This is a genomic window from Achromobacter ruhlandii, from assembly GCF_902859695.1.
Taxonomy (GTDB): Bacteria; Pseudomonadota; Gammaproteobacteria; order Burkholderiales; family Burkholderiaceae_B; genus Achromobacter; species Achromobacter ruhlandii.
The window spans coordinates 25,937-45,557 of the sequence record NZ_CADIJL010000022.1; the positions used below are offsets into that span (position 1 = coordinate 25,937).

15 protein-coding genes are annotated in these 19,621 nt (G+C 68.7%); 7 read left to right on the plus strand and 8 right to left on the minus strand.

Going from position 1 to position 19,621, the window contains the following annotated elements; translation table 11 throughout:
* From HV742_RS22345 to HV742_RS22360, 4 genes are all read left to right on the plus strand, one after another.
* On the plus strand, positions 1 to 603 hold the full coding sequence (locus HV742_RS22345) for a hypothetical protein (protein WP_175146379.1): 603 nt from the start codon (positions 1 to 3) through the stop codon (positions 601 to 603).
* Positions 600 to 1,250, plus strand: coding sequence for a hypothetical protein (locus HV742_RS22350; RefSeq protein ID WP_175146380.1), 651 nt, complete (start codon positions 600 to 602; stop codon positions 1,248 to 1,250). Before HV742_RS22345 ends, HV742_RS22350 begins: the two co-directional genes overlap by 4 nt.
* A 42-nt stretch (positions 1,251 to 1,292) precedes the next feature.
* Positions 1,293 to 3,461, plus strand: coding sequence for a TonB-dependent receptor (locus HV742_RS22355; RefSeq protein ID WP_175146381.1), 2,169 nt, complete (start codon positions 1,293 to 1,295; stop codon positions 3,459 to 3,461).
* Positions 3,462 to 3,561: 100 nt separating this feature from the next.
* On the plus strand, positions 3,562 to 5,724 hold the full coding sequence (locus tag HV742_RS22360; protein ID WP_175146382.1) for a TonB-dependent receptor: 2,163 nt from the start codon (positions 3,562 to 3,564) through the stop codon (positions 5,722 to 5,724).
* A gap of 54 nt (positions 5,725 to 5,778) precedes the next feature.
* On the opposite strand, the gene HV742_RS22365 is transcribed toward HV742_RS22360, so the two are convergent.
* On the minus strand, positions 5,779 to 7,110 hold the full coding sequence (locus tag HV742_RS22365) for an MFS transporter (protein ID WP_054443884.1): 1,332 nt from the start codon (positions 7,108 to 7,110) through the stop codon (positions 5,779 to 5,781).
* A 120-nt stretch (positions 7,111 to 7,230) separates the two neighbouring features.
* Between HV742_RS22365 and pdxR the strand changes: the two genes are divergently transcribed.
* Positions 7,231 to 8,733, plus strand: coding sequence for a MocR-like pyridoxine biosynthesis transcription factor PdxR (gene pdxR, locus HV742_RS22370; protein WP_059271764.1), 1,503 nt, complete (start codon positions 7,231 to 7,233; stop codon positions 8,731 to 8,733).
* Positions 8,734 to 8,884: 151 nt separating this feature from the next.
* On the opposite strand, the gene HV742_RS22375 is transcribed toward pdxR, so the two are convergent.
* The 7 genes from HV742_RS22375 to HV742_RS22405 form a co-directional block, all read right to left on the minus strand.
* On the minus strand, positions 8,885 to 10,213 hold the full coding sequence (locus tag HV742_RS22375; RefSeq protein ID WP_175146383.1) for an aspartate aminotransferase family protein: 1,329 nt from the start codon (positions 10,211 to 10,213) through the stop codon (positions 8,885 to 8,887).
* Positions 10,210 to 11,289 carry a phosphotransferase gene (locus HV742_RS22380; protein WP_068979932.1) on the minus strand — a complete coding sequence of 360 codons (1,080 nt, stop codon included), beginning with the start codon at positions 11,287 to 11,289 and terminating at the stop codon, positions 10,210 to 10,212. The genes HV742_RS22375 and HV742_RS22380 overlap by 4 nt, the downstream gene beginning before the upstream one ends.
* Positions 11,286 to 12,584 carry an ArgE/DapE family deacylase gene (locus HV742_RS22385; protein WP_100507911.1) on the minus strand — a complete coding sequence of 433 codons (1,299 nt, stop codon included), beginning with the start codon at positions 12,582 to 12,584 and terminating at the stop codon, positions 11,286 to 11,288. The genes HV742_RS22380 and HV742_RS22385 overlap by 4 nt, the downstream gene beginning before the upstream one ends.
* Positions 12,585 to 12,730: 146 nt before the next feature.
* Positions 12,731 to 13,990 carry a putative Na+/H+ antiporter gene (locus tag HV742_RS22390; RefSeq protein WP_068979934.1) on the minus strand — a complete coding sequence of 420 codons (1,260 nt, stop codon included), beginning with the start codon at positions 13,988 to 13,990 and terminating at the stop codon, positions 12,731 to 12,733.
* Positions 13,991 to 14,014: 24 nt separating this feature from the next.
* Entirely contained in the window at positions 14,015 to 14,485 is a 471-nt protein-coding gene (locus HV742_RS22395) for a hypothetical protein (RefSeq protein WP_175146384.1), read from the minus strand.
* 59 nt (positions 14,486 to 14,544) lie between these two features.
* The gene (locus tag HV742_RS22400) at positions 14,545 to 16,059 is read right to left on the minus strand and encodes a tripartite tricarboxylate transporter permease (RefSeq protein WP_059271754.1); all 1,515 of its coding nucleotides are present in this window, start codon (positions 16,057 to 16,059) and stop codon (positions 14,545 to 14,547) included.
* 3 nt (positions 16,060 to 16,062) lie between these two features.
* Complete coding sequence (locus HV742_RS22405) at positions 16,063 to 16,548, minus strand: tripartite tricarboxylate transporter TctB family protein (RefSeq protein WP_063570228.1); 486 nt, start codon at positions 16,546 to 16,548, stop codon at positions 16,063 to 16,065.
* Positions 16,549 to 16,892: 344 nt separating this feature from the next.
* On the opposite strand from HV742_RS22405, the gene HV742_RS22410 reads away from it, so the two are divergent.
* Positions 16,893 to 18,275, plus strand: coding sequence for an ATP-binding protein (locus tag HV742_RS22410; protein WP_175146385.1), 1,383 nt, complete (start codon positions 16,893 to 16,895; stop codon positions 18,273 to 18,275).
* On the plus strand, positions 18,275 to 19,591 hold the full coding sequence (locus HV742_RS22415) for a sigma-54-dependent transcriptional regulator (RefSeq protein ID WP_175146386.1): 1,317 nt from the start codon (positions 18,275 to 18,277) through the stop codon (positions 19,589 to 19,591). Before HV742_RS22410 ends, HV742_RS22415 begins: the two co-directional genes overlap by 1 nt.
* Positions 19,592 to 19,621 lie beyond the last annotated feature (30 nt).

Below are 19,621 nucleotides of genomic sequence, written 5' to 3' on the forward strand. Positions count from 1 at the left end.
ATGAACACCATCGTCTATTTGAATCACTGGACCGGCGACGGTCCCGCCGCGTTGACCGGCGGCGATGCGCCACCGGCCATCGCCGAACCCCTGTACGCCCTGCATCGTCTGGAACTGGCGGCGGTACGGGCCCTGCTGGTGCCGGCCAATACCGACCAGCGCTATCTGCTGTCGCAGCAGGCGCGGCTGGAGGCGTGGCTGCTGGCCGGTGGCACGATGGTGTTCAACGGCCACGTGGCCTATCCCTTCCTGCGCTGGCTGGCGCCGTTCGTGCCGGGCCCGGCGCGCGGCATCGATGGGCTGCGATTGCATCGGGGCGAGGCGCATCCGGTGTTCGACGGCGTCGACCCGGAACACCTGACCTTTCGCCGTGGCGTCGCCGGTTTCTATGCGCGCGGCGGCAACCCGCCGCCAGCGGGCGCGCGCGTGCTGCACACGCTGGGGCCGGACGCCATGCCGGTGGATTGGGTGCTGGCGCTGCCCGGGGGCGGCCGCCTGCTGACGCACTCCGGCAATGACATGTGGATGTATGCGGGCAGCGCCGACAGCACCTGCCGCATCGTGCCGCAGCTGTTCGACTGGCTGCGCGGGGAGGCGGCATGACCCGCGCCCGCCATGCCGACCCGACACCCGGCGCGCCGGTGATCGCCGCGCTGGATGCCGGCACGTATTACCACCACCGCACCTTCCGCACGCCGGAGCTGGCGGCGTACATCGACCGGGTGATCTACCTGCCGGAACTGGATGACGCCGCCCTGGAGGGCTGCGACGCCTTGATCGTGTCGTGCCGCATCAATCCCGAGCTGCTGGTGGCGCAGCGGGCGCGCCTGGCCCGCTTCCTGGCCGCCGGCAAGACGCTGGTGGCGATGGGCGAGACCGGCTCGCACCGCTGGCTGGATGGCGTGCGCTGGACCGATTGCGAAGTGAATTTCTGGTGGTGGAAGACGCCGGGGGCCGATCCCGGCCTGCGGCTGGCGGCGCCCGACCATTCGCTGTTTCGCTACCTGACGCTGGCCGACGTCACCTGGCACCAGCATGGCACCTATGCGCCGCCGCCCGGCGCGGTCTCGCTGGTCGACAAGGTCGGCGCCGGCTCGGTGCTGTACGAGGACCGGTGCAGCACCGCGGGCCGGCTGATCGTCACCTCGCTCGATCCGATGTACCACCACGGCAGTTATTTCATGCCGGCCACCAGCCGCTTCCTGCGCGGCTTCCTGCCGTGGCTGAAAGATTCCACGCCCGCCGCCTGAGGCGGCTTCCTTCCCGCCTCCGGGCTATTGCGTTTTTTTCGTATGACTCATTCCTTCCCGTCCTCGCCCTTCGTCCGCGCCATCCTGCTGGCCGCCGCCAGCCTCGGCGCGCCCGCCATGGCCGCCGAGACCGCCGCGCAGCTTCCCGCCATTCGCGTCACGGCCGAAGACGCCGCCGTCGACGACGGCCGCCTGCATGCCATTGGCGCCACGCCGCCGCCGGCGACGCTCGACCATACGGTCACGCAATCGGTGTCGGTGGTGGATCGCCAGGACCTCGACCGGCTCAGCGCCATCAGCACGCTGGAGCTGCTGGGCCGCATCCCGAACGCCACCATCAATCTGGGCGGCGGCATTGGCGGCACCCTGTTCCTGCGCGGCATGGACACGCTCGATATGCGGGTGCCCGTGTTCATCGACGGCGATCGCTTTCGCGGCCGCAATAAATTGCAGTTCATGCTCATCAGTCCCACCGAGCTGGAAGCGGTCGAGGTGGTGCGGGGGCCTGATTCGGCGCGCTTTGGCAGCGATGGGCTGGGGGGCCTGATCAACTTCGTCACCAAGCGCGCCCATGGCAACCTGGAGCACGGGTTCACCGTGGATGGCGGCGAGGTGTCGACAACCTGGCAGAGCAATGGCAACGGCAGGCAGGCCAACGCGGCGCTGGAGGCGGCCGGCGATGGTTTTGACCTGCGCGTCTATGCGACCGGACGGCGCGCCGGCAACTTCCGCAGCGCCGAGGGCGAAGTGCCGAACAGTGATTTCCGCAGCGCGGGCGGCGGCATCGTGCTGGGCTACATGCCCGATGCGCGCCAGCGCGTCGAGATCAGCGGCCGCATGGCGCACGTCAACGAAGGCTGGGCCGGCACGGTGCCGCCCTATCCGCTGGCCACCACCCGCAGCAATCCCCTGAACGTCAAGCAGGGAAGGCTGGCCTATCGGGGCGAGTTCGACGGCGCGATCAGCGAATTGCGCGCCAGCGTCTACGTCAACGAATTCGACACCACGCTGGTGGTGCACAACCAGGCCAATCCAAATCGCGTGCTGGATGTGCAGCGCCACGTGCCAGGGCCACTGGCCTACGGGGGAAGTCTCGCGGCAACGCTTCCGTGGGCCACTGTCGCCACCACGGTCGGCATGGATTTCATGCATGAAAACTGGCCCGGCCAGGGGCGGCGAACGCAGGTAACAGCGCGTCAGCCCGACGGCGGCACGATCGTCAATCGCGGTGCTTGGGTTCCCAGCGGACCGGCCCGCTACCAGACCAATATCGGCGCATTCCTCAGCAATGAGTGGACCATTTCGCCGAAATGGACGTTGACCGCCGGCGGTCGCCTGGATTGGTACCGTTCCGATGTCGACCTTGACCCCTTGCCGTCGCCCGATCTGCTGCCGGCGTTCCGCGCGGCGCGGAACAACCAGCAGACCGCCACTACGGGTAGCCTGGGACTGTCGTACCGCGCCACCCAGGTGATCGAACTGCTGGGCAGCGTCGGCAATTCGTTCCGCATGCCGTGGATCTTCGACATGTTCGACGCCGGCTTCACGGGCGCCAGCTATTCCTTCCCCAATCCCCAGCTCAAACCCGAGCGCGGCACCAACGTCGATGTGGGGACCCGCCTGCATTTCGAGGATGCCAGCGTTGGCGTGACCGCGTTCCGCAGCGATTTCCGTGACTTCATCGAGAACGTCAACACCCAGTACAACGGCCTGCCCGCCACGCAAAAGGCGAATGTGGGCAAGGTCCGGGTGCAGGGCCTGGAAAGCGACTGGCGCTGGCAAGTGACGCGCGCGCTCAACCTGTATGGCAGCGCGGGCTACCTGCATGCCACCAACCGCATCACCCACCGGCCGCTGCCCTCCATCGCCACGCTCAGCGGCCTGATGGGGGTGCAGTATGTCGGCCCGAATGACGCCTATGCCTTCGGTGCCGAATTGCAGTGGGCCAAGGGGCAGGGCCGTTATGACGACCGCAAGGAATACCCGGCGGCCGGCTTTGGCGTGGTCAACCTGTCCGCGCAATTGCAGCTGGACCGGCTGGGCTTGCCGAAGGTGGGCAATACCCAGGCGGTGTTCAGCATCAACAACCTGTTCGACCGCGCGTATCGCACCGCCGCCACGGCGTCGAATGTCAATTACCCCATGACGGGCCTGAATCCGTTGCTGCAGCCGGGGCGCAGCGTCAATGTGACGTTGCGGACGCGGTTCTGAGCCTGGCGCGCGGGGCCCTGTTGCCCCGCGCGCCGGCTTTCATCGCCGCCGCGCAAGGCGGTGTTTCTCCGGCCTTCGGGCTTTGCCTTTGCATTCCTGTATGACTCATCCCTTTCCGCCTTCGCCCTTCGTCCGCGCTTTCCTGCTCGCGGCCACCACACTTGGCGCGCCCGCCGTGGCCGCCGAACCCGCGCAGTTGCCGGCCATCCGCGTCACGGCCGGCGACGGCGCGGACGACGGCCGCCTGCACGCCATCGGCGCCGCGCCGCCGCCGGCGACGCTGGACCATGCGGTGACGCAATCGGTGTCGGTGGTCGACCGCCAGGACATCGACCGGCTCAGCCCCATCAGCACCCTGGAGCTATTGAGCCGGATTCCCAACGCCACCATCAACCACACGGGCGGCATTGCCGGCACGGTATTCCTGCGCGGCATGAATACCAATGACATGCGGGTGCCTGTCTTCATCGACGGCAATCGCTTCCGTGGCCGCAATACCCTGCAATTCATGCTGATCAGCCCGACCGAGCTGGAGCAGGTCGAGGTGGTGCGGGGGCCGGATTCGGCGCGCTTCGGCAGCGATGGGCTGGGCGGCCTGATCAACTTCGTCACCCGGCGCGCCCACGGCAATCTGGATCATGCATTCCAGCTCAATGGCGGCGAGGTGTCGGCCTCGTGGCGCAGCAACGCCAACGCGCTGCAGGCCAACGCCGCGCTCGAAGCCGCCGGCGACGGCTTCGACCTGCGCGTGTATGCCACCGGCCGGCGCGCCAGCAATTTCCGCAGCGCCGCCGAAGAGGTGCCCAACAGCGGCTTTCGCGGCGCGGGCGGCGGCATCGTGCTGGGCTACATGCCGGATGCGCGCCAGCGCATCGAGATCAGTGGCCGCATGGCGCACGTGAACGACGATGCCGCCGGCGCGGTGCCGCCGTATCCGCTGGCCAGCAGCCACCGCGATCCGCTGGCCGTCAAGCAGGGCAAGCTGGGCTATGCCGGCGAATTCGACGGCCTGGTCAGCGAGTTGCGGGCCAGCCTGTACGTCAACGAATTCGATACCACCCTGGCCGCCCACAACGAGGTCAATGCGGCCCGCGTGGTCGACGTGCGCCGGCACGTGATCGGGCCGCTGGTCTATGGCGGCAACCTCGCGGCGACCATACCCTGGGCAAGCGTCGCCACCACGGTCGGCATGGACTTCATGCATGAAACCTGGCCGGGCCAGAAGCTGCGCACCTGGACGACGGTGCGCCAGCCCGACGGCGGCACCACCACCAACCGTGGCGACTGGATCCGCAACGGACCGTCCCGGTATCAGACCAACATTGGCCTGTTCCTGAGCAACGAATGGAATCCCGCGCCAAAATGGACGGTGAGCGCTGGCGGCCGCTTCGACTGGTACCGTTCCGACGTCGGCCTGAGCCCGTTGCCATCGCCCGATCTGCTGCCGGCCTTCCGGGCCGCGCAGAACAATCAGCAAACGGCGACTACCGGTAGCCTGGGCCTGTCATACCGGGCCACGGAGGTGATCGAATTGCTCGGCACCGTTGGCAATTCATTCCGCATGCCATGGATTTTCGACATGTTCGATGCCGGCTTCACGGGCACCAGCTACACCTTTCCCAATCCCCAGCTCAAGCCTGAGCGCGGCGTTAACGTGGATGCCGGGACGCGCCTGCATTTCGACGATGCCACGGTTGGCCTGACGGCATTCCGCAGCGACTTTCGCGATTTCATCGAAAGCGTCGACACGATGTATCTGGGGCTGCCGGCGACGCAGCGCGCGAACGTGGGCAAGGCGCGCGTGCAGGGATTCGAAAGCGACTGGCGCTGGCAAGTGACCCGTGCGCTCAACCTGTATGGCAGCGCCAGCTATCTGCACGCCACCAACCGGGTGACGAACCGGCCGTTGCCGTCCATCGCCGCGCTCAGCGGCTTGATGGGGGTGCAGTATGTGGGGCCGAACGAGGCCTACGCCCTGAGCGGGGAATTGCAGTGGGCCAAGGGGCAGAACCGCTACGACGAGCGCAAGGAATATCCCGCCGCCGGTTTCGGCGTGGTCAACCTGTACGCGCAACTCCAGCTGGATAAGCTCGGATTGCCGCGGGCCGGCAATACCCAGGCCGTGCTGGGCGTCAGCAATCTGTTCAACCGCGCCTACCGTAGCGCGGCCACGGCCTCGAACGTGAACTACGCCATGACGGACCAGAATCCATTGCTGCAGCCGGGGCGCAGTTTCAACCTGACGCTGCGGACAAGGTTTTGAGGACCGCGCCGGCGGGAATTGAATCCCGCCGCGCCATGGCCGACCTATCGGACGCTACAGCGCCCGGCCTTGTGGCCGCGCACCCAATGCCCGCGTCCGCACGCGCGCCGCCTCGCGCTCCGGCGTGGGCAGGTAGATCGCGCACAGCAGGTTGGCGCCGGCAATGATGGCGAACATCAGCGCCATCGGCTGCCAGGTCAGGCCGAAGGTATGCGCCACCCACAGGCCCACCAGCGGCGTGGTGCCGCCGAAGATCGCGCCGCACAGCTGGAAGCTGAGCGAGATGCCGGTGTAGCGCATCTCCACCGGGAAGGCCAGCGGCAGGTAGGGCGCCAGCACCGCGTAGTAGGCGCCGATCAGGAAGATGGCGGTGAGGATGCCGATGGCGATGTTCTGGATGTCGCCGGTCAGGATCAGCATCATCATCGGCACGGCCCACAGCGTCGACAGCGCGGTGACCCAGATCAGGAAGCGGCGCTCGCCGACGCGGGTGGCGATGTACGAGGCGATCGGGAAGCTGATCAGCTCGACCACGCCGGCCCAGGTCACCACGTCCAGGATCTGGCTGCGCGTGATCTTCAGGTAGGTGGTGGTGTAGGTGATCATCAGGGTGGTGACGAAGTAGAACCCCGAGATGCCCAGCAGGCACAGGCCGATGCCCAGCAGCAGCGCGCGTTTGCGTTCGCGCAGCACCATGCTGATGGGAGCGGTGCTTTCCTTTTTCTTTTCCTTCAGGCGCGCTTCCAGTTCGGGACTTTCGTTGACGCCGCGGCGGATGACGAAGGCCACCAGCACCAGCACGCCGCTGATGATGAAGGGCAGGCGCCAGCCCCACGACAGGAAGTCCTCTTTGGGCAGGTCCGACACCAGGCGGAACACGCCGGTGGCCAGGATCAGGCCGATGGGGCTGCCGTACTGCGGCGCCGAGGCCAGGAAGGTGCGCCACTTGGGCGGCGCGTGTTCGGCCGCGATCAGCACCGCGCCGCCCCATTCGCCGCCCACCGCGATGCCTTGCACCAGCCGCAGCGCGACCAGCAGCACCACGGCGGCCAGGCCGATCGAATGGTATGACGGCAGCAGGCCGATCAGCGTGGTGGCCACGCCCATCAGCAGCAGCGTGATGACCAGGCTCTGCTTGCGGCCGACGCGGTCGCCGAGATGGCCGAACAGCACCGCGCCCACCGGCCGCGCGAAAAAGCCGATGGCGAAGGTGCCGAGCGAGGCCAGCGTGCCCATGAAGGGATCGTTGGTGGCGAAGAACACGTCGCCGAACACCAGGGCGGCCGCCGTGGCATAACAGTAGAAGTCGTACCACTCGATCATGGTGCCGAAGAAAGCGGCGGCCGCCGCCCTGACCGGCTGTCTGCGGCCATTCTGGTCTTGCATGGAATTCCCCTTGTTTGTCGCGGCTTTCCACGGTGGCGCCGCATTGGATACGGCGTTGACGATAGCAACTACTGGCTATATCTTGTATAGCCACAATCCAATCAGAGATAGGTCCACTTCATGAAGGAAGTCCTGCTCGCCGACCTGCTTTCCGGCGCGCTCTCGCGCGAGTCGGCCGACCCGCTGCAAAAGCAGATCTACGACATCGTGCGGCGCGGGGTGCTGGACCACACGCTGGTGGCGGGGCAGCGCCTGCCGTCGTCACGCGTGCTGGCGCAGGAGCTGGGCATTTCACGCATCACGGTGACGCTGGCCTACGAGCGGCTGATCGCCGAGAACTACCTGAGCGCGCGCGGCGGCAGCGGCACCTTCGTCGAGAAGACCGTGGACCGGCCGCTGCTGCCGCCGGCCTCGCCCGAACACGTGCAGCGCCACGTGCCGGGCCTGTCCACGCGCGGCGAAGGCATCGCCGGCGGCGCGGCGGGGCTGGGCCAGCACACCGGCGCGTTCGTGCCGGGCGTGGCCGACGCCAGCCTGTTTCCGTTCCACCTGTGGCGCCGGCTGGTGTCGCGCCACCTGGGCAAGTCGAACCTGGCGCTGTCGGGCTACGCCAAGGACGGCGCGGGCTTCCTGCCGCTGCGCGAGGCCATCGCCAGCTATCTGCGGCTGGCGCGGGCCGTGGTGTGCGAGCCGGAGCAGGTCATCGTCACGGCGGGCACGCATCAGTCGATTGATCTGTGCGCCCGCATGCTGACAGAGTGGGGCGACGCCGCACTGGTGGAAAGTCCCTGCCACTGGGCCTTTCCGCCGGTGCTGGCGGCGGCCGGCGTGCGCGCGCATGCCGCCGTGCTCGATGACCAGGGCCTGGACCTGGCGGCCAGCAAGCTGCCGCGCCGGGCGCGGCTGTTGATCACGAGTCCGTCGCATCAGTACCCGACCGGCGTGGTGATGCCGCTGGCGCGGCGCCTGGAGCTGCTGCAGGCGGCGCGGGCGCGCGGCCTGTGGGTGCTGGAGGACGACTACGACAGCGAGTTCCGCTACGACGGCGCGCCGATTCCGTCGCTGCAGGGCCTGGACGCCGACGGCCGCGTGATCTACCTGGGCACCTTCAGCAAGACCATGTTCGCCGGCCTGCGCATGAGCTACATGGTGGTGCCGCCGCAGGTGGCCGAGTCGTTCTCGCGGGCCTGCGCCAGCATCTATCGGCCGGGGCAGTTGCATCTGCAGGCGGCGCTGGCGGATTTCATGGCGGACGGCCATTTCTCGCACAACATCAAGCGCATGCGCACCGAGTACGCGCAGCGCCAGATCGTGCTGCGCGACGCGCTGGCGGCGCGCGTCGGCGATCAGGTGCGGTTGTCGCAGGCGCGGGCCGGCCTGCATGTGTATGCGCGGCTCGACCGCAAGGTGTCGGCGCCGCGCCTGGCCGAGGCCGCCCGCGACGAGGGCATCGTGCTGGGGCAGCCGCATTACCTGCCGGATGCCGCCAGCGCGGCGTCGCCCGCGGTGGTGCTGGGATATGGCGGCGTGCCATGCGAGCGCATCGACGACGGGGTGGCGCGCTTTGCCCGGGCGCTGGGGCGGGCCGGGGAGAACCGGCCCGCGCGCCGGGCGCGTCGTTGAGCCTTGTCGTTGCGTCCAGGCGGCCGGTCGCCGCGGTGACGCCCGATGATGCAACGCGGCAGCGAATCACGGGGTGGCCCGCCGCCTCCCGCGGCCCCCGTTGTGGTGACTGGAGCCAGCGTAGAGGACGCGCGCCGCGCCGTTCTGCCGCCTACAGTTGCGCCAGGGTCTCATCCGCCGCCGCCAGCAGCAGGTCGGCGTGTTCCCGCGCGAACGGCAGCTGCGGCCGCAGCTTGAGCACGTTGCCGTGCAGGCCGGTGGCGCTGAGCAGCACGCGGCGCTGGCGCATCAGGTTGACGAAGCGGTGCGTCTCTTCCCTGGCGGGCGTCTTCGCGGCGCGGTCCCGCACCAGTTCGACGCCGATGAAGAGGCCGTCGCCGCGCACGTCGCCGATGAGCGCGTGGCGCTCGGCCAGCGCGCGGAAACCGTCGCGCAGGTACTGGCCGGTGCGGGCGGCGTTGGCCTGCAGGCCTTCGTCCTCGATCACCGAGAGCGTGGCCTGGGCCGCGGCGCAGGCCACCGGATTGCCACCGAAGGTATTGAAGTAGCGCGCCTCGCGGCCAAAGCGTTCCAGGATGTCGGGGCGCGAGACCATGGCGGCGATGGGGTGGCCGTTGCCCATCGGCTTGCCCATGGTGACGATGTCCGGCACGAGATCGTGGCGCTGGAAGCCCCACATGCACGAGCCGGTGCGGGCGAAGCCGGCCTGCACTTCATCGGCGATGAACAGGCCGCCGGCGTCGCGGATGGCCTGCGCCGCCGGCGCCAGGAAGCCGGCCGGGTCGCTGTAGACGCCGTCGCTGGACAGGATCGTGTCCACCAGCAGCGCGGCCGGCTTGATGCCGTGGCGCCGCAGGTCGTCGATGGCGGCCTGCACCTGCTGGCCGAACCATTGTCCGAGGGTGGCCGGGTCGTGGCGGTAGCTGTCGGGCACGGCCACGGCGCGGGTGTCCACGCCCAGCGGCACGGCCTGGCCGAGCGAGGGCGACACGGCCGCGACCGCGGCGGTGACGCCGTGGTACGCCAGCTGCGTGACGATGACGCCGGTGCCGCCGGTGTGGCTGCGCGCCACGCGCAGCGCCAGGTCGTTGGCCTCGCTGCCGGTGCAGGTGAAGATGACCTGTGACAGCGGCTGCGGGAACGTCGCCAGCAGGCGCTCGGCGTAGTCCAGCACGCCGTCGTGCAGATAGCGGGTGTGGGTGTTCAGCACCGCCGCCTGCTCGGCGATGGCGCGCACCACGCGCGGATGGCTGTGGCCCACCGAGGCCACGTTGTTGTAGGCGTCCAGGTAGCGCTCGCCGTCGGCGCCGTAGAGCCACACGCCTTCGCCGCGCACGATGTGCAGCGGCTGGTCGTAGAACAGGCGGTAGGCCGGCCCCAGCACGCGCTGGCGGCGGGCGATCAGCTCGCGTTCGGCCGGCGGCAGCGCGTCGGCCGCGGCGGGGTCGAAGGCGTTGAGCATGGCTTGGTCTCGGCTCATACAAGAGTCTCCATCGGGGTCTGGCTGGCGGCCAGCAGGATGTCGCTGGCCTGCTGCCGGGGCAGGGCGTCCAGGCGCGCCAGGCCGGTCCAGGCCAGGCCGTTGTTGCGCAGGATGTACTGGCGGTTTTCGGGGTGCTGCTGCGCGCGCCAGCCGGTGATGGCCACCGTGATCAACAGGCGCGTGGCGATCAGGTCGGGCAGCAGCGCGATTTCGGTGTCGGTCAGCGGCAGCGTCTGGTGGTAGCTGGCCAGGCACTGGCGCAGGCCCGCCGACAGCGGGTCGGGCGCGTCGTCGAGCAGATAGGCGGCGGCCACGGCCAGGTCCTGCGCCAGCGGCGCGCGCACCATGTCGCCGAAGTCGAGCAGCGCCGCGATCTGTTCGGGGTCGTCGCGCGCCACCATCACGTTGTAGGGGTTGAGATCGTTGTGGATGACCTGGCGCCGCAACCCGCCCAGGCGCGGCCGCAGGTCATTGACGAAGCGTTCGAGCTGGCGCTCGGCCAGCCGGCGGCGGTCCGCCTCGGGAATCTTCGGCAGCAGGTCGGCGATGCGGTCGGCGTGCTGCAGGTCCCACAGCAGTTCGTGGTCGGCCATGGCGTGGTCGAAGCCGGCCAGGGCCAGGTCGAACTGCGCCAGGGCCCGGCCCAGCGCGCGGTACTGCGCCGGACTGCGGGCCACCTGGTGCAGCGGCACGCCCTGCACGAAGGTCATCAGCCGCAATGCCCGGCGCGCGCCGTCGCCGGCGTCGTGCCAGTGCACGTAGTCGCCTTGCAGGCCCGGGATCAGGCGCGGCACCGGCGGCTCGCCGCCGGCCCGCATGAGGCGCAGTTGCGCCTGGGTGTGGAAGTCGGTGACCGCCGGGTCCTCGGCCGGGTGGGTGGCCTTGAGCACGTAGGCGCCGCCGGCGGCGTCGCGCAGCAGGAAGTTCTGGTCGCGCTCGCTCGACAGCAGCGTGGCCTGGGCCAGCAGGCCGTAGTGGTGTTGCGCCAGGGCCTCGGCCTGTGACAGGGACAGCTTGGGCGGCTCGGCCGCGAACAGCGCCTGGCCGGCGCTGGGAAGGTTGCCGCCGCTCATGCCTGACGCTCTTCCAGGCCGCACCACTCGGCGATGAACAGGGCGATGGTCTGGGTGACCTTGCGCACCGATTCCAGGTTGACCGCTTCGTCGTAACCGTGCGGCATGCGGCATTCCGGGCCGTAGACGATGGCCGGGGTGTCGGCGTACAGGCCGTAGAAGCGGGCGTCGGTGGCGGCCGACGTGGCGTATTCGCGCAGCGGTTCGCCGAACACCTGCTCGTGCGCGGCGCGCAGCGCGGCCTCGGCCTCGTCGGCGTTCCGCAGTTCGTAGCCCTCGGCCATGAAGCCGTGGTAGACCACCTTGGGCGGATGCTTGGCCAGGAACGGATCGCGCGCCGCGGCCTGGGCCACGAAGGCCTCGATCTCGGCGCGCGCGGCTTCCAGGCTCTGGCCCGGATAGACCGCCACGCGCATGTCGAAGGTGCACCAGGCCGGCACGCTGGACGGCCAGTCGCCGCCGGCGATCTTGCCGAGGTTGAAGCGGATGGGGTGAGGGTGGTCGCAGAAGTGGCGGTGGTCGCACTTGTTGGCGTTCCAGCGCGTCTCCAGCTCGTCCAGCGCCTGGATCAGGAAGATCGCCTTCTGGATGGCGTTGGCGCCCGCGCCGGTGAAAGCGGCCGAGGCGTGCTGGGGGTCGCCTTCGACCTGCACCTGGAACCACATCGGCCCGACCTGGGCGCGCATCAGCATGGGCAGCAGCGGTTCCGGGATGAAGGCGGCGTCGGCGCGATAGCCGCGCGCCAGGCAGGCCAGGGCGCCGTTGCCGGTGCATTCCTCTTCCACCACCGATTGCAGGAACACGTCGCCGGCCGGCGCCAGGCCGATCGCGGCGAGCGCGTCCATGGCCGACAGGCAGGCGACCAGGCCGGACTTCATGTCGCCGGCGCCGCGGCCGTGCATCCAGCCGTCGACGATGGCGGGGTCATAGGGGTCGCGGCTCCATTGCGCCAGCGGGCCGACCGGCACCACGTCGATGTGACCGTTCAGGATCAGCGAGCGGCCTTTCAGGCTGCGGGCGCGGTGCGCGCCGACCACGTTGTAGGCGTTGTCATAGGACACCGCCACCGGCGAAAAGCCAGGCAGGTGGCGGATGGCCTCGACGTCGATGCGCCAGCGGTCCACCGCGTAGCCGCGTTCGGCGTAGCGCGCCGCCATGAAATCCTGCGCGGTGGCTTCTTCGCCGCGCTGCGACGGCAGGCGCACCAGTTGCGCGGTCAGTTCGGTCTGGGCCGCGAAGCCCGCGTCCACGGCTTGGAGGATGCGCTGGCGCAGCGCCGGGGTCAGTTCTGGCATGGATGTGCTCGAGGTTGACAGGGAACCCGGCCATGCTAGGGAAAATTGGATTGGTGAAAAATAGCCAATCCGGGTTATTTGATATAGCCACTTTGCGGCTGCGGCATCTCGATGCCCTGGCGCCGGTCAGTCCGCCAGGGGGGGGGTCATAGCAGGAACAGGAGTGACGCGGCCACCAGGGTCGGCGCCAGTGCGCCGGCCAGCAGCCCGGGCATGCTGACCGCGCCGTTGTCGAACCCGCCGCGCAGCAGGGCGACCCCGGCGGGGTTGGGCGCGTTGGCGATCACCGTCAGGCCGCCGCCGGCGACCGCGCCCGCCACCAGCATGTACTGCGCCTGCGCCGGAATGCCGTCGATCAACGACCCCAGGTAGGTCAGGGCGGCATTGTCGGTGACGGCGGTCAGGGCCAGGGCGCCGAAGAACAGCACGCGCGGTTCAAGTCCGCTGACGATGGGTTGCAGCCACCATTGCTGCATGCCGCCCAGCACCACCAGCCCGGCCAGGAAGAAGCCGACCAGCAAGGCTTCCTTGATGATCAGCCGGCTCTGGTGCGCGGGGTAGGCCTGGGTATAACCCAGGAAGAACAGGAACAGCCCGAGGAAGATGATCGGATGGTGGGCGAACAGGACGACCGACGCCAGGAACAGCAGGTGCGCCGCGATGACGGTGGACGACATCGGCGTGGCGCTGTTGCCGACGGCCATGACATCGCCGGAGTGCAGGTGCGGCCGCAGCAGCCAGGTGACCGCGGTGGCATTGATCAGCACCGCCAGCGCGGCCTTCCAGCCGAACATCTTGAGCATGAAGGCGCTGTCCCAGCCCCAGGTCGCGGCGACCATCAGCACGGGCGGCGCCGCGTACGAGGTCAGGGTGCCGCCGATCGAGATATTCACGAACAGCACGCCCAGCGCCAGATATTTCAGCCGCTCCGGCATGGCGCGGTGAAAGACCTGCGGCGCCAGCATCATCGCCGCGATGGTCATGGCGGCCGGTTCCGTGATCAGCGAGCCAGCCAGCGGCACCAGGGCCAGGCACAGCCATGCCTTGGCGGTCCGGTCGGCGATCGGCATCCACCTGGCGAGGCGGTCGACCAGCCGCATGACCGCCGTGAGGACGGGCAGCGAGGCGGCGATGACCATGACCACGAAGACGAAGGCCGGTTCGGTGTAGTTGCGCGATTCGGCGTATTCGAGGGCGCTGGCGCCGGAGGCGCCCAGGGCCATCAGGACCAGCAGGACGGCGGCCCAGAAGCCAAACACCACTTCGACCTCGCCGAGCAGGTGCAGCAAGCCATGATGGCGCTTGCTGCGGTGCGCCAGTCGCAGGAACAGCGGCGCGGAGAAGGTATGCAGCAGGGCGATCGCGAATACGATCGCGGCAATGATCTCAATCGGGTTGTCTGTCACGCCCGGGATTCCTTGAAAGAGGGTTCATACCCGCGCGACGTCGATCCACAGGCGCGCCATGACGACCTGGCGGACCAGGTCGTACAAATGGGCCGGCGCTTCGGCGGCGACCAGCACCCGGCGGATCAGCGCCTGCAAGTCCACGCGCAGGCACGGCTGGGGCAGCGGGGTTGCCCGCGCGCGCGCCGTGGCCATGAGGCGGATGAAGTCGAGCGACGGCGTGTCGATCCGCAGCTCCGCGTCCGCCGGCGGCAACACGGCATCGCGCAAGGCTTCCAGCGTCGAGCAGATATAGATGTCGGAGGGGGGGAGGCCGTTGGCGTCGATGCCGAGGTGCCACTCCTGCGTGCCGATGAGGGTGGCGCTGGCGCCCGCCGCGGGCGCCTCGAAGCGCAGCCGGCTGAACTCGAGCAATTCCATCAATTCCACGAAAGACAGGCCGCGCGCAATCGGCGACGTGGGCGCGGCGCCTTGGGGACCGTCGTGCAGTCGCATGGCGTACTCCTGGTGATGCGTCGGGGCCGCCGGATGGCGGCCCCATGTCATGCGGTTTTTCAGGTTCGGGCCTGTTCCATCTCACGGACCTTGTAGCGGTTGCGCACGGTCGAGTAGACCAGCCACAAGGCCAGCGCCAGGATCGCGTAGACGAAGGCGGCGCTGATCGGGCGGTCGATGAAGATGCTCATCTGGCCGCGCGACAGCAGCAGGGCGCGGCGGAAGTTCTCTTCGACCATCGGCCCCAGCACGAAGCCGAGCAGCAGCGGCGCGGGCGAGAAATGCAGCTTCAGGAACAGATAGCCGACCATGCCCAGCACCAGCACCATGCCGACGTCGAACAGGCTGTTGTTGGTGCTGTACACCCCCACGCAGACGAAGAACAGCGCCGACGGGAAGAGATATTTGTAGGGCACCTTGAGCAGCTTGGCCCACATCCCGATCAGGGGCAGGTTCATGATGACCAGCATGACGTTGCCGATCCAGAAGCTGGCGATCAGGCCCCAGAACAGGTCGGCATGCTCGGTCACCATCTGCGGGCCGGGCTGGATGCCATGGATGATCAGCGCGCCCAGCATCAGCGCCATGACCGAGTCGCCGGGGATGCCCAGGCTCATGGTCGGGATGAAGCTGGTCTGCGCCGCCGAGTTATTGGCCGCTTCGGGGCCGGCGATGCCTTCGATGGCGCCATGGCCGAAGCGGTTGGGCGTCTTGGACACGCGCTTTTCGACGGCATACGACATGAACGACGCGATGGTCGCGCCGGTGCCCGGCAGGATGCCCAGGATCGCGCCGATGGCGCTGCCCCGCGCGATCGGCATCGCCGACTGCTTGATGTCGCCCGGCTCGGGCCGCACGGACATCTTGGTGGCGCTGCCTACGGTGGTCGCCTTGCCGATGCGGTTGACGTTGGCGAAGAAGTCCGCCAGGCCGAACAGGCCCATCGCCAGCGCCACCAGTTGCACGCCGTCGCTCAGTTCGATCACGCCGAAGGCGTAGCGGATGGTGCCGGTGTTGACGTCGGTGCCGACCACGCCGATCAGCAGCCCCAGGAACACCATGGCCACGCCCTTGATGGCCGAGCCCTTGGCCAGGGTGGCGCCGGCGAACAGCCCCAGCATCATCATCGAGAAATACTCGGCCGGGCCGAACTGGAAGGCCACCTCCACCAGCACCGGCGAGAACAGGATCATGATGATGATGCCGACGCTCGCGCCGATGAACGAGGCCAGCACCAGCATGAACAGCGCCGAGCCGGACTTGCCGCGCCGGGCCAGGGGATTGCCGTCCAGGCAGGTGACGGCATGGGACGGCGTGCCCGGCAGGTTGAGCAGGATGCAGGTGATGCCGCCGCCGTATTGGGCGCCGTAGTAGATGCCGGCCAGCATCATCAGGGCGGCGACCGGCGTCATGGCGTAGGTGAGCGGCAGCAGGATGGAGATCGCGGCCAGCACGCCCATGCCGGGCAGCACGCCGATCATGTTGCCCATGAAGACGCCGAAGATCGACCAGAGCAGGTTGTCCCACTGGAAGGCGACGGAGAATCCGTGCAAAACGTTATCGAAGAGTTCCATGGATCATCCCCAGCGCAGCATCGGGAACTGCAGCTGCAGCGCCCACGAGAAAACGACCGCGCCGAACAGCGTCATCGCGGCGGCGAGAATCGCGGCGGATTTGTATGTGTTCGAGGTGTCGCCCAGCGCCGACACAAACACCAGCGCGAAGGTGGCCGGCAGGAAGCCCAGATACTGGCCGATCACGATGAACAGCGCGATCCCGGCGGCGATGCAGGCCATGCCGCGCAGGCGCTCGCGCCGCGTGGGTTGCGGCAATTGCTCTTCAAGCTGTTCTTCCTGGATTTCGTCGGGGTCGGGGCTGAGCGGGATCAGGATGCCCAGGGCAACCAGGAAGCAGCCCACCAGCATCGGAAAATAGCCCGGCCCCATGCGCGCCAGTTCGCCAATGTTGTAGGTGGTGGCCTCGAAGAGGGTCAGCGCGCCGCAGAGGGCGATGAACGCGCCTCCCCACAGATCGCGCTTTCTAGAGAATATGGTGCTGCCCATGGCGTGCTCCCCGTTTTTTGTTGATGACAAGACCGCGGGCCGTGCGTGCGCATGACCCGGGGAGCGGGGACTTTAAGAACGGCGCCTTGCATTTTGCTTTCGCGCGGCGGCGCCCGGATTACGGGATAACCAGAAGGCCGGCCGCCGCGCCGCCAAGGGGCGTAAGCAAGGCTTAACAACGTTCATTCTTCATGTTCACGAAAGTGAACAATCCGCGTCGAAAAAGGCCTGGATCGCCGCCCGGCATGATTCTTGCCCGCGCTCGCGGCGCTTTCGAAATCTTGCAAATTGGTGGGCCCGACTGACCACGGCATAATCACGTTTTGCTGTCTGCGCCGTCGATCATGCTTCGCTTGCCGCTCACCGCGCGGATCCCGCTCGCGGTCTCCCTGTTGTTCCTGGTCATCTCGGCCGCGCTGATCTCGCTGGCGCTGCACGGCCTGTCGCGCCAGTTCGACAGCCAGGTTTCCAATCTCGGCCAGGTCTACCTGGACGGACTGTCGGCCGCCATCCTGCCCGCGGTGCGCGCGAACGACGGCGCGCAGATGACCGAGGTGCTCAATCGCGCGCTCGACACGCACCTGGGGGTGGTGGACCGCACGCTGGCGGTGGTCACCGCCGACCATCGACTGCTGGCGCATGTGGCGCGCTATCCCGAGGTCGAGCCGGTGCCGCTGGCGATCCTGCGCGAGCCCTCCGGCAGCCTGGTCAGCCTGCGCTCCGAGGGCGTCTGGACCTGGCGGCTGCTCGACAGCGAACAGCCACAACTGGGTACCCTGATCGCCAACCTGGACGTCAGCGAGTTCCTGCTGCAGCGGCGCGAACTGGCGCTCGAGCTGGGGTTGGTGGGGCTGGCCATCAGCCTGCTGGGGGCCATGCTGTGCTACGGCATGGCGCGCCGCCTGCAGCGTCCCATCATCTCGCTGACCGAAGCGCTGCGCGCCGGGCGCGAAGACCGGCCGCGAGAGATGACGGTGCGCACCGGCGACCCGGAATTGCAGGAACTGCTTGCGGCCTACAATTGGATGGTGGCCAGCGTGCGTGAACGCGAGGCCTTCGAGCAACGCCATGCGCACATCGAACGCGAGGCCATGCTGGGCCGTATGTCGGCGGCGCTGGCGCACGAGGTGCGCAATCCGCTGGGCGGCCTGCGCACCGCGGTGCAGACCCTGCGGCAGTTCGGCGACCGCGCCGAGGTGCGGCAGGAATCGCTCGGCTTCATCGACCGTGGCGTCGAGGCACTGCAGGCGGTGGTCGATGCCAGCCTGCGCACCTTCCGGCCGGGCACGGCCCGGCTGCGCCGCGAGGACATCGAGGACATCCGCCTGATGGTCCGGTCGCAGGCGGCCAAGGGCGGCGTTCGGGTGTCTTTGACGTGCGCCGGGATGCATGACGATGCGCTGCCTTGGCCGGCCGGGCCGGTGCGCCAGGTGCTGCTGAACCTGGTGCTGAACGCGGTGCAGGCGTCGCCGCCCGGCGGGCATGTGCGCATCGCGGCCCGTGTGCGCCGGCGCGCGCTGGCGCTGCATGTGATGGACGACGGCGCCGGGTTGCCGCAGGATGCGCGCGCGGCCCTGGCCGGCGGTCCGCGCGGCGGCGACGGCATGGGGCTGGGCATCGTCGCCGAATTGGTGCGGGCCTTGCACGGTCGCTTGCGCGTCCGCGGCCTGGACCCGGGAACGCGGATATCCGTCCGCATTCCCTTGCCGCCCGAGGGGAAACCGTAGTGAACGAGACACAGGTATTGTTGATCGAGGACGATCCGGTGCTGGGCGGCGCGCTGTTGCAGCGTTTGCGGCTGGAAGGGCTGTCGGCGCAATGGGTGCAGAGCTGCGCGCAGGCGGTGGAATGGTTTCGCCGCTCGCGCCAGCGGCCCGCCTTTGTGCTGGCCGATATCCGCTTGCCCGACGGGTCGGGCGAGGATCTCTACCGCCGGCTGATTCCCTATCTGGCGCAGGCGACCGTGGTGTTCGCCACCGCCTATGGCGAGATCGCCCAGGCGGTGCGGCTGGTGGCGGCGGGCGCCAATGACTATCTGACCAAGCCCTACGATACCGATGCGCTGGTGGCGCGGATGCGCGCGGTGATCGCCGCGCAACCGGCGGGCGCGGCGCGCGAGGTTCATGAAAACCCGTTCGCGCTGGACGAACCGGCCAGCCCGTTGGCGCACGACCTGGAACGGCTGGCCGCGAGCGATTTGCCGCTGCTGCTGGAAGGCGAGACCGGCACCGGCAAGGACCGGGCCGCGCGCTATGCGCACGCGCGCTCGCCGTTCGCGGCGGGGCCGTTCGTGGCCGTCAATTGCGCGTCGCTGCCGCCCGATCTTGCCGAGAGTCTGCTGTTCGGCCATGCCAAGGGCGCGTTCAGCGGCGCCAACACGGCGCGCGAGGGGCTGTTTTCACAGGCGCAGGCGGGCACCTTGTATCTGGACGAGGTGGCCGAGCTGGCGCCCAAGACGCAGTCCGCGCTGCTGCGGGTGCTGGAGAACGGCGAATACCGGCCGTTGGGCCAGACCGACAGCCTGCGGACCCGTTGCCGCGTCATGGCCAGCACTTGCAGCACGCTGGACACCGAGGTCGCCGAGGGCCGTTTGCGGCCGGATCTGTACTACCGGCTGGCGGTGGCCCGCCTGGCGCTGCCGCCGCTGCGCGAGCGGCCAACGGCCATTGCCGCGCTGGCCGTCCGCCTGCTCGCCGAGCAGGCCCCTCCGAACGGGGCGCGGCTGGCGGCCGACGCGCTGCGGGCGTTGGACGAGCATGATTGGCCTGGCAATATCCGCGAGATGCGCAACCGCATCGCGCGGGCGGTGGTGCTGGCCGATGGCCCCGAGTTGTCCGCCGGCGATCTGTTCCCCGAGCGCAAGCTCGGCGGCGCGCCGGACCTGGCGACCCGGCGCACCCATGCCGAACAGCGCGCGATCCAGCAGGCCATCGCCGAATCCGGCGGGCACCTGGGCAGCGCCGCCAAACGGCTTGGCATTTCGCGCACCACCTTGTGGAAGAAGCTGCGCGCGACCCGCGACGACGATCGCTCGCCTTCCTAGGCGGCCGTGTCCGCGCGGCCCGCGCGCGAT